The 9,187-nt window shown below is 67.2% G+C and carries 11 protein-coding genes; 6 read left to right on the top strand and 5 right to left on the bottom strand.

Annotated elements, in window-relative coordinates; genetic code table 11:
• The 4 genes from FFS27_RS22680 to FFS27_RS22665 form a co-directional block, all read left to right on the top strand.
• A partial coding sequence (locus FFS27_RS22680; RefSeq protein ID WP_171019218.1) for an alpha-E domain-containing protein occupies positions 1-699 on the top strand: 699 nt, incomplete at its 5' end.
• The gene (locus tag FFS27_RS22675) at positions 699-1,634 is read left to right on the top strand and encodes a transglutaminase family protein (RefSeq protein WP_003100003.1); all 936 of its coding nucleotides are present in this window, start codon (positions 699-701) and stop codon (positions 1,632-1,634) included. The genes FFS27_RS22680 and FFS27_RS22675, both read left to right, overlap by 1 nt.
• 250 nt (positions 1,635-1,884) lie before the next feature.
• Positions 1,885-2,736: a mechanosensitive ion channel family protein gene (locus tag FFS27_RS22670; RefSeq protein ID WP_003095599.1), complete on the top strand. Its 852-nt coding sequence runs from the start codon at positions 1,885-1,887 to the stop codon at positions 2,734-2,736.
• Between the two features lie 186 nt (positions 2,737-2,922).
• A complete protein-coding gene (locus tag FFS27_RS22665) occupies positions 2,923-3,618 on the top strand; it encodes a peptidoglycan DD-metalloendopeptidase family protein (RefSeq protein WP_003095596.1) in 696 nt (231 codons plus the stop codon).
• 12 nt (positions 3,619-3,630) lie between these two features.
• On the opposite strand, the gene FFS27_RS22660 is transcribed toward FFS27_RS22665, so the two are convergent.
• On the bottom strand, positions 3,631-4,218 hold the full coding sequence (locus FFS27_RS22660) for a TIGR00730 family Rossman fold protein (protein ID WP_003109460.1): 588 nt from the start codon (positions 4,216-4,218) through the stop codon (positions 3,631-3,633).
• 275 nt (positions 4,219-4,493) lie between these two features.
• Here FFS27_RS22660 and azu point away from each other — a divergent pair, with 275 nt between their 5' ends.
• Positions 4,494-4,940, top strand: a complete 447-nt coding sequence (gene azu, locus FFS27_RS22655) for an azurin (RefSeq protein WP_003095591.1) — start codon at positions 4,494-4,496, stop codon at positions 4,938-4,940.
• A 68-nt stretch (positions 4,941-5,008) separates the two neighbouring features.
• Here the strand turns inward: azu and choE are convergent, their stop codons facing one another.
• The 4 genes from choE to FFS27_RS22635 all read right to left on the bottom strand — a co-directional run bounded on the left by choE (position 5,009) and on the right by FFS27_RS22635 (position 8,783).
• The gene (gene choE / locus FFS27_RS22650) at positions 5,009-5,932 is read right to left on the bottom strand and encodes a cholinesterase ChoE (RefSeq protein ID WP_003135532.1); all 924 of its coding nucleotides are present in this window, start codon (positions 5,930-5,932) and stop codon (positions 5,009-5,011) included.
• A 133-nt stretch (positions 5,933-6,065) separates the two neighbouring features.
• Entirely contained in the window at positions 6,066-6,893 is an 828-nt protein-coding gene (gene nadE / locus FFS27_RS22645) for an ammonia-dependent NAD(+) synthetase (RefSeq protein WP_003109458.1), read from the bottom strand.
• Positions 6,894-6,921: 28 nt separating this feature from the next.
• Complete coding sequence (gene pncB, locus FFS27_RS22640; protein WP_003135529.1) at positions 6,922-8,121, bottom strand: nicotinate phosphoribosyltransferase; 1,200 nt, start codon at positions 8,119-8,121, stop codon at positions 6,922-6,924.
• 2 nt (positions 8,122-8,123) lie between these two features.
• On the bottom strand, positions 8,124-8,783 hold the full coding sequence (locus FFS27_RS22635) for a nicotinamidase (RefSeq protein ID WP_003095584.1): 660 nt from the start codon (positions 8,781-8,783) through the stop codon (positions 8,124-8,126).
• Between the two features lie 109 nt (positions 8,784-8,892).
• On the opposite strand from FFS27_RS22635, the gene FFS27_RS22630 reads away from it, so the two are divergent.
• Positions 8,893-9,187: adenylyltransferase/cytidyltransferase family protein (locus FFS27_RS22630; protein ID WP_171019217.1), on the top strand; the 295-nt coding region annotated here is incomplete at its 3' end.

The raw sequence follows: 9,187 nt of genomic DNA, 5'->3' as shown, positions 1-9,187 counted from the left end.
GCTGCGCAGGTGCGCGGGCGCTTGTCCGGGGAGAACTGGCTGGCCTTGCTGGAGCTGCAACGCGACATGCAGGCGCTCGATCCGGCACGCACCGACCTCGGCGAAGCGCTGGACTTCCTCAACCGGCTAGTGATGTCCCTGGCCGCGTTGTCCGGTTTCGCCCTCGACGACATGACCCGCGACGACGGCTGGCGTTTCCTGATGATCGGCCGGCGCATCGAGCGCGTGCGCTTCTTCGCCGAGAGCATCGCCGCCTTCCTCGACGGCGGTAGCGCCTGGGACGCCGGCGCGCTGGAGTGGCTGCTGGAGCTGGGTAACAGCGGCATCACCTACCGCTCGCGCTACCTGGCGTCGCCGCAGCTGGTCCCGGTGCTCGACCTGCTCCTGTTGCACGAGCAGAACCCGCACTCGCTGCGCTTCCAGTTGCAGGCCCTGGAGCGTTCGCTGGAGCGCCTGCACGAGGAGTTCGGCGCGCCACGCGAGCGGGAACTCAGGACCCGGGGCGAACGCCTGCGCAGCTTCGATCTGGCGGCCCTGGAAAGCCCGCTGTTCGGCGCGGCAGGACTCGACGAGGTGCTCGTCGGGCTGGCGCGACTGCTGCGCGACATCGCCGCCTGCGCCGGACAGGTCTCCGATCGGCTAGGCTTGCGCTATTTCGCCCATGTCGACGATGTCAGCCAGAGAACGGTATCCACCTGATGTCCGCACCCGCGCTTCGCTCCGTTCCGCTCCAGGGCGCCCGCTACCAGGTGCTGCACGACACCCATTACCGCTATGCGACGCCGGTCTCGCTGTCGCGGCAACTGGCGCATCTCTGGCCACGCGAATGCGCCTGGCAGGCCTGTCATGAGCGGGCACTGCTGATCGAGCCGGGGCCGAGCCGGCGCGAGGATGGCCACGACGCATTCGGCAATCCGCTGAGCCGGCTGGCCTTCGAGCGTCCCCACGAGGCGCTGCGGGTCAGCGCGCGACTGCAGGTCGAAGTGTTCGCCCATGCGCCGGCGCAACTGACCGCGTCGCCGGCATGGGAAACCGTCGCCGCCGGGCTGGCATTTTCCGGACGGGCGCTGTCCGCCGCCGAGCTGGAAGCCTGCCGCTATCGCGTCGAGTCGCCCTATGTGCGCATCCAGCGGCGATTCGCCGAGTTCGCCGCCGACTGCTTCCCGCCCGGACGGCCGTTGCTGGTGGCGGCGGCGGCACTGATGGAGAAAATCTTCCGCGAGTTCGCCTTCGATGCGCAGGCCACCCAGGTGGCGACGCCGCTGGACGAAGTGCTGGAGCGCCGTCGCGGGGTCTGCCAGGACTTCGCCCACCTGATGCTCGCCTGCCTGCGCGCGCGCGGACTGGCGGCGCGCTACGTCAGCGGCTACCTGCTGACCCGCCCGCCGCCCGGACAGGCGCGACTGATCGGTGCCGATGCCTCGCATGCCTGGGTCTCGCTGTATTGCCCGGAGAACGGTTGGGTGGATTTCGACCCGACCAACGACCTGTTGCCCGACCTGGAGCACATCACCCTGGCCTGGGGGCGGGATTTTTCCGATGTGTCGCCGTTGCGCGGGGTGATCCTCGGTGGCGGTAGCCATGACCCGGAGGTGCGGGTGACGGTGCTGCCGCTACAGGAAACAGCCGGCTGATCAAAAAGTGATCGGTCCCGCGGAGGCCCTGCCGCCCGGGACTCCCGGACCTTTTCACCCAGGTTGTCCACAGCCTCGCCCACGCCGTTTGGGGACAACGAAGCGGTGCTCCGGCAAATTCGCGGCGCCGTGCTAGCTTTTCCAGAATCCGCTACGGACGTTGTCGGGCCAAGGGCCGGAGCCTGCCTTTCCGGTGCCAGGGGCGGTTCTCGTACGGAGCCAGACTCCTTCCTTGCGCACGGTGAGCGATATGGATGACACGACGATCGTCAACGTAGGTACCGAGAAGATCAACGCGCTCTGGGCGACGGTGTCCCAGTACGCCTTCGCCTTCGGCATCAAGATTCTCGCGGCCATCGCCTTCTGGGTGATCGGCCGCTGGCTGATCGGCTTCGCCGTCGGCATGGTGCAGAAATCCCTCGAGCGGCAAAAGGTCGATCCCACCGTGCTGCGCTACGTGGGTTCGTTCATCACGGTGACCCTGAACGTGCTGCTGGTGGTGGGCATCCTCGGTTTCTTCGGCATCCAGACCACCAGCCTGGCGGCGCTGATCGCGGCGGTCGGCCTGGCCATCGGCATGGCCTGGTCGGGATTGCTGGCGAACCTGGCGGCCGGCGGCTTCATCATCGTCCTGCGGCCGTTCAAGGTCGGCGACTTCATCTGCGCCGGCGGAGTGACCGGCACGGTGAAGGAGATCGGCCTGTTCACCACGGCGATCAACACTCCGGACAACGTGCTGACCATGGTCGGCAACAACAAGATATTCGGCGACAACATCCAGAACTTCACCCACAACCCGTTCCGCCGGGTCGAGTTGAAGGCGCAGCTTTCCGGTGCCGCCGACTACCAGGCGGCCATCGCCCTGCTCAAGCAGCGCGTCGCGGCGATTCCCAACGTGCTCGGCGAGCCGCCGGTGGACGTGGAAATCCTCGAGTTCAACCTGGTCGGGCCGGTGCTGGCGGTGCGCCCGTATTGCCACAACGACCATTACTGGCAGGTCTATTTCGATACCAACAAGGTGATCAAGGACGCCCTCGGCGCCGACTTCCCGGCACCGATGCCGGCGCAGACGGTGATCGTGCAGCAGTCCGCCGGCGCCTGACGTTTCCCGCTCGGCACCGACGCCCCGTCCTGCGGGGCGTTGGCGTTTGTGCGCGGACCGGGTGGCGGGCCGCGCGGAGAAAACGGGCCATCGGCGAGTCCAACGGGCACCCCGGCGAACAAGGTATAGTGCGGGCCTGCAACCGTCGCCGCAGCCGGCCGGGTTTCATCGGGAAAAGGATTCCGTGTGTTCTTCAGATTGCTCTTGATCGCCGTCCTGCTGGCGGTATCCGCGTGCAGCTCCAAGGCTCCCGGCCCGGGGGCGTCGGTGCCGAAGGTCGTGCGCGGCGAGTATCGCGTCAAGCGCGGCGACACCCTCTATTCGATCGCCACCCGGCACGGCTGGAACTACAAGGACCTGGCGCGCGCCAACGGCATCCGCCCGCCCTACGCGGTCAAGGTCGGCCAGGTAGTGCGCTTCGACGGGCGCAAGTCGACCTACGTCGCCAGCAGCCGCTCCTCGTCGAGCAGCCGTGCGCGCAAGCCGCCGCCTCCGCCGCCGTCGGTGACCCTGCGCGGCTGGCAGTGGCCGATGAAGGGGCCGGTGATCCGCCGCTTCTCCAGTTCCGACAAGCTCAACAAGGGCATCCGCATCGCCGGCACCCTGGGCCAGCCGGTACAGGCCTCGCTGGCCGGCAAGGTGGTGTTCGCGGTGAACAACATGCGTGGCTACGGCAACCTGGTGATCATCCAGCACGGTACCTCGTACACCAGCACCTACGCGCACAACAGCCGCTTGCTGGTGAAGGAGGGGCAGATGGTCAGCAAGGGCCAGAAGATCGCCGAGGCCGGTTCCTCGGATGCCGACCGGGTGCAGCTGTACTTCGAGATCCGCCAGAACGGCCGGCCGCTCGACCCGCTGAGCCTGCTGCCGCCGTCCTGAGAGAGGAGCGGATCACTGCGGGGTGCGGTCGACCCACTTCGGCGCCACGCTTGGCGTCCAGGCGGCGAGGGCATCGAGCAGCGCCTCCGGACTGGCACCGCGCTGCAGCATGCCGCGGTGTTCGGCGCGGACGAAGCGTTCGTCGACCAGGTGGTCGAGGAAGGTCAGCAGCGGATCGTAGAAACCGTTCACTTCGAGCAGGCCCAGCGGCTTGGCGTGGTAGCCCAGTTGGCCCCAGGTCCAGACCTCGAACAGCTCTTCCAGGGTGCCGAGCCCGCCGGGCAGGGCGATGAAGGCGTCGGCCAGCTCGGCCATGCGCGCCTTGCGCGCGTGCATGCCGTCTACCACTTCCAGGCGGGTCAGGCCCTTGTGGCCGATCTCGGCCTCCTGCAGGCTCTGCGGGATGATCCCGATCACTTCGCCGCCGGCGGCCAATGCGGCGTCCGCCACGGTGCCCATCAGACCGACCGCGCCGCCACCGTAGACCAGGGTCAGGCCGCGCTCGGCCAGGTGCCGGCCGAGGGCCACGGCGGCTTCCTGGTAGACCGGGGAAGCGCCGGGGCTGGCGCCACAGAATACGCAGACGGAACGCAAGGTCATGATCGACTCCTGTCGGGGGTGGAAAAAGGCGCACAGGGTAGCGGCTGGGAGCGCTTCGACCAAGCCGTGCGAAGCATTGCCGGACGTTGCGTCGCAGGCGCGAAGCGGCACATCTGTGCTAAAACAGGAGTTCCCCGTAGTAAACGCCGGGCAGATCCCGCTCGATGCCCCGCCACGTCCGGTTCGGGTTTGACCTGAATCAGTGGAACTCGGTGCCCGATCGGGCAGTCTGCTCTTTCAGGATTCATCGCCCAACCTGCCTAGGAGGCTGCTCCATGCTACGTAAACTCGCTGCGGTATCCCTGCTGTCCCTGCTCAGTGCGCCGCTGCTGGCTGCCGAGTGCTCGGTGGACATACAGGGTAACGACCAGATGCAGTTCAACACCAATGCCATCACCGTCGACAAGAGCTGCAAGCAGTTCACCGTCAACCTGTCCCACCCCGGCAACCTGCCGAAGAACGTCATGGGCCACAACTGGGTACTGAGCACCGCCGCCGACATGCAGGGCGTGGTCACCGACGGCATGGCTTCCGGCCTGGACAAGGATTACCTGAAGCCCGACGACAGCCGTGTCATCGCCCACACCAAGCTGATCGGCTCGGGCGAGAAGGACTCGGTGACCTTCGACGTCTCCAAGCTGAAGGAAGGCGAGCAGTACATGTTCTTCTGCACCTTCCCGGGCCACTCCGCGCTGATGAAGGGCACCCTGACCCTGAAGTGATGCGCGAGCGATCCGCTGCATGAAAAAGCCCGGCCGCTGCCGGGCTTTTTCATGGGCGCGCGCCGGGCTCAGCGCGCGTAGCGCGCCGCCATCGCTTCGCCGGCCAGTTGGTGCACGCGCCGGGTCGGATGCCACTCGTCCCAGAAGTAGTACTGGTCCGGGTTGGCGCAGGCCGGGCGGACGCTGGGCTGGGTCGGCTGGCAGGGCGCGTCCAGCTCCACCAGGCCGTAGCGTGCCGGGTTGCGCCGCAAGTGGCGGCTGAAGGTGAGATGGTCGAACCAGCTCAGCTCCAGGCCGCGGGTCTTGCGCAGGGCGGCGAGCTGGATCGGCAGGCTGGCGTTGACCGCTTGCAGGTAGCGCTGCGCCCGCTCGACCCGGTTGCCGACGACCACCGCCGGGACCACGCTCAGGTCGGTCGAACTGACCACCAGGAAGCGTCGTGCGCCGGCCTCTCCGAGACGCTGCACCGCGGCGCGGATGTTCGCCACGCTGCTGCCGGCCAGTTGTTCCAGGGACTGCTCGCCGGCGAAATCCTCGTGCTCGAAGAAATCGTTGGCGGAGACGAAGATGAAGTGCAGCGCCTGGCCGTCGGCCGGCTTGCCGTCCAGCGTGGCGAGGTAGGCGTCGACCTGGCCGGCGAGGCCGGTATGGCGGTAGGCGCTCATCCAGCCGTAGTAGTTGTCCGCTCCGCTCTTGGCGCCGCCCACCGCATGGTCGGCCAGTTGTGCGCCGAGCTGGCGGGCGAGCACCTCGACGGCGGTCGGGCCGTTGCTCCAGCGGCCCTGCCAGTAGACTTCGCCGGGCAATGCCTGGGCGCCGGCGATGCCCTTGGCGAGCATCTCGCGGGTCAGTCGCTGGCTTTCGCCGTTGTCCGAATAGCTGTCGCCGAAGGCGTGGATCTGCCGTACCGGCGCGAGCAGCGGGGACGTGTGTCCGCAGGCCTGGCCGGCCAGCAGGACACCGAGGAGCAGGGCGGGGAGACGGGTGCGCATGGCTGGCCTTCGCAGGGATTCAGCTTCCTTCTAGCGCGCCGCCGCGCGGACTTGAAGACCTGGTTGCGACAGGCACATTCCCGCCCGCGACAAAGGCCCGTCGACGACGGGCCTGCCGCACGGGCCGGGAGGCTCAGGGCGCCTTCGGCAGTTCGCGCTTGTGCTGGGTCTTGTGGTAGGTGTCGACGATCACCCGCGCGGCTTCCTCGCGCAGCGGCTGGCCGTGCAGGAAGGCGTCGATCTCGGCATAGGTGACGCCGTGGGAAGCCTCGTCCGGATGGCCGGGGCGCAGGTCCTCGAGGTCGGCGGTGGGGATCTTCTCCACCAGGTTCTCCGGAGCGCCGAGGGCGCGGGCGAGGGCGCGTACCTGATGCTTGGCCAGGCCGCTGAGCGGAGCCAGGTCGCAGGCGCCGTCGCCGAACTTGGTGAAGAACCCCATGACCGCCTCGGCGGCATGGTCGGTGCCGATCACCAGGCCGCCGCGGGCGCCGGCGATGGCGTACTGGGCGACCATGCGGATGCGCGCCTTGATATTGCCGATGACGAAGTCGCTCTTCGCCGGCTCGAGTCCTTCCAGGGCTTCCAGCTGTTCCGCCAGGGCTTTCACCGAAGGACCGATGTTGACGGTCTGCTCTTCGTCGGCGCGGATGGTCGCCAGCGAAGCCTGGGCATCGGCCTCGTCCTGCTGCACCTGGTAGGGCAGGCGCACGGCGATGAAGCGGTAGGCCTGGTCGCCGGTCTGCTCGCGCAGTTGCTCGACGGCGCGCTGGGCCAGCAGGCCGGCGGTGAGCGAGTCGACGCCGCCGCTGATCCCCAGCACCAGGGTCTTCAGCCCGGCATCCTTCAGACACTGCTGGATGAAGGCGATGCGCCGGGCGATCTGCGCCTGCACGTCGGCCTCCGACTGGAACGGCGGCTGGACCTGCAGGGCTTGGGCGATGTCGCGTTGGATCTGTTGCATGTTCGGGCTCCCGTTAGGTGCGAAAGGATTAGGCCGGCACGTTGAAGACGTGGCGGAGGTAGGCGACGAAGTTCTCGTCGCGGCATTGGGTCTTGCCCGGGGCGTCGGATATCTTCGCCACCGGATGGCCGTTGCAGGCCGTCATCTTCAGGACGATGTTCATCGGCTCGACTCCCTGGATGTCGCAGGTCAGGTTGGTGCCGATGCCGAAGCTGACGTTGATCTTGCCACGTAGCGCGCGGAACAGCTGCAACGCCTTGGGCATGTCCAGCCCGTCGGAGAACACCAGGGTCTTGCTCAGCGGGTCGATACCCAGGCGGCGGTAGTGGGCGATGGCTTTCTCCGCCCAGGCCAGCGGGTCGCCCGAGTCGTGGCGCAGGCCGTCGAAGAGCTTGGCGAAGTACAGGTCGAAGTCGTCGAGGAAGGCATCCATGGTAATGCAGTCGGTCAGGGCTATGCCGAGCTGTCCGCGGTACTCGCGGACCCAGCAGTCCAGCGCCGCTTGCTGGCTGTCGACCAGCCGCGGGCCGAGTTGCTGGTGGGCCATCAGCCATTCGTGGGCCATGGTGCCGATCGGCTTGAGATCGTACTCGCGGGCCAGGTGCACGTTGCTGGTGCCGACGAAGCGCCCGGGGAAGTCGCGCTTGAGGATATGCACCACTTCCTCCTGGGTGCGGTAGGAGAAGCGCCGGCGGGTGCCGAAGTCGGCGACCTGGAATTCCGCGAGTTCCTCGCTGCTGGCCTGGGCGGAGAGCCAGTCGAGCTTGCGGTAGAGCTGCTCGCCGACCTGTTCCAGGACCACCTCGCGGTAGCGATAACGGTTGCGCACCTCGCTGACGATGGCCAGCAGCGGCACCTCGAAGAGGATCACGTGCAGCCATGGGCCGCGCAGGCGGATTGCCAGTTGGCCATCCTCGATGCCGGTGTGCACGTAGCGCAGGTTGAAGCGGAACAGGCTGAGGAAGCGGATGAAGTCCGGCTTCATGAACGGGATGCGTTCGAGGAAGGCGAGCTGGTCGGCGGTTACCTCGACTTCGGCGAGGCGCTCGATCTGGTAGCGGATCTCCGCCAGGTACGGACGCAGGTCCTCGGCGTTGCGGCAGCGGAATTCCCACTCCACTTCGGCGTTGGGGTAGTTGTGCAGCACCGCCTGCATCATGGTCAGCTTGTAGAAATCGGTATCGAGCAGGTTCTGCACGATGCGTTCGGCAAAGACGCTTTCGGCCATGTTCACTTCTCCTTGTCGGCGCCGGCGAGGGCGCTATCCAGTCGTTCCAGGTCGGCGCAGAGGATCACCCCGGCGTCGCGCATCTCGTCGCAGGCCCGCTGCGCGGTGTCCTCGGCGATGGCCCGGCAGGCGGGCAGGTAGAGCAGCACCTCGAAACCGGCGCGGCGCAGTTGCAGGGCGGTGTTCTTCACGCAGTAGTCCAGCGCCAGGCCACCCACCAGCACATGGCTCACGCCATTCTGCCTCAGGTATTCGATGACCCCGGTGCTGCGGCGTTCCGCCAGATCGTGGTAGCAGGCGCCGTAGGGATGCAGGTCCGGCTCCACGCCCTTCCAGACGAAGAAGTCGTAGTCGATCGGCCGCGGCAGTTCGTCGAGCAGCTCGAAACCCGGCGTACCCGGTACGCAGTGGCTCACCCAGGTCAGGTCGGCATCCGGATAGGCCAGCGGCCGCAGCATCTGCTCGGCGCTTTCCACTACCCAGGCAGCCTTCGGGCTGTGCGCGTCCTTGCTGCCCAGGCGCAGCGCGGCGCGGCTGGCCAGTTGGTTGAGGGCGGCGCCGATGGCGTCGCCGCCGGGCACCGGCAGTTCGTCCGGGCACAGCGGGGTGAAGCCTTTCTGGGCGTCGACATCGAAGCTGGCGATCTTGCTGGGGCGATTCATGGAAGCCTCCGCTTGACGGGTTGGGGCTGAATGTGGGTACATAATTCATCACGTGAAATAAGTCGTCAAGCACTTGTACTACAAAATTTCGCAGTGGAAGGTATTTTCTATGCGTGATGAAATAAGTTACCGGATTCGCCGACTGCCTGCCGGGATGAGCGGCGGACGCGCCCCCGACTTCGCTCTCGCGGTCTATGGTGGGGCGTTCGACCCGCCGCACCCCGGCCATGAGTCGGTGATCCGCCGGGCGCTGCTTTGCGCCGAAAGGGTCGCCCTGGTGCCGAGCCACCGCCACGCCTTCGGCAAGCGCATGGGCGATTTCGAGCTGCGCTGCCGCTGGCTGGCGCGGCTGGTCCGGCGGATCTATCCGCGGCGGGTGTATTGCGAGCCTATCGAAGCAGGAT

It is taken from the genome of Pseudomonas sp. 2VD (genome assembly GCF_005503585.1).
GTDB lineage: Bacteria > Pseudomonadota > Gammaproteobacteria > Pseudomonadales > Pseudomonadaceae > Pseudomonas > Pseudomonas aeruginosa.
This window is presented reverse-complemented; position numbering and strand designations above follow the sequence as displayed.

Coding starts and splice junctions, on each gene's coding strand:
- FFS27_RS22660 (WP_003109460.1), bottom strand. CDS start 4,218: ATGACCTTGCGTTCCGTCTGCGTATTCTGTGGCGCCAGCCCCGGCGCT.
- choE (WP_003135532.1), bottom strand. CDS start 5,932: ATGCGCACCCGTCTCCCCGCCCTGCTCCTCGGTGTCCTGCTGGCCGGC.
- FFS27_RS22670 (WP_003095599.1), top strand. CDS start 1,885: ATGGATGACACGACGATCGTCAACGTAGGTACCGAGAAGATCAACGCG.
- azu (WP_003095591.1), top strand. CDS start 4,494: ATGCTACGTAAACTCGCTGCGGTATCCCTGCTGTCCCTGCTCAGTGCG.
- FFS27_RS22635 (WP_003095584.1), bottom strand. CDS start 8,783: ATGAATCGCCCCAGCAAGATCGCCAGCTTCGATGTCGACGCCCAGAAA.
- pncB (WP_003135529.1), bottom strand. CDS start 8,121: ATGGCCGAAAGCGTCTTTGCCGAACGCATCGTGCAGAACCTGCTCGAT.
- nadE (WP_003109458.1), bottom strand. CDS start 6,893: ATGCAACAGATCCAACGCGACATCGCCCAAGCCCTGCAGGTCCAGCCG.
- FFS27_RS22675 (WP_003100003.1), top strand. CDS start 699: ATGTCCGCACCCGCGCTTCGCTCCGTTCCGCTCCAGGGCGCCCGCTAC.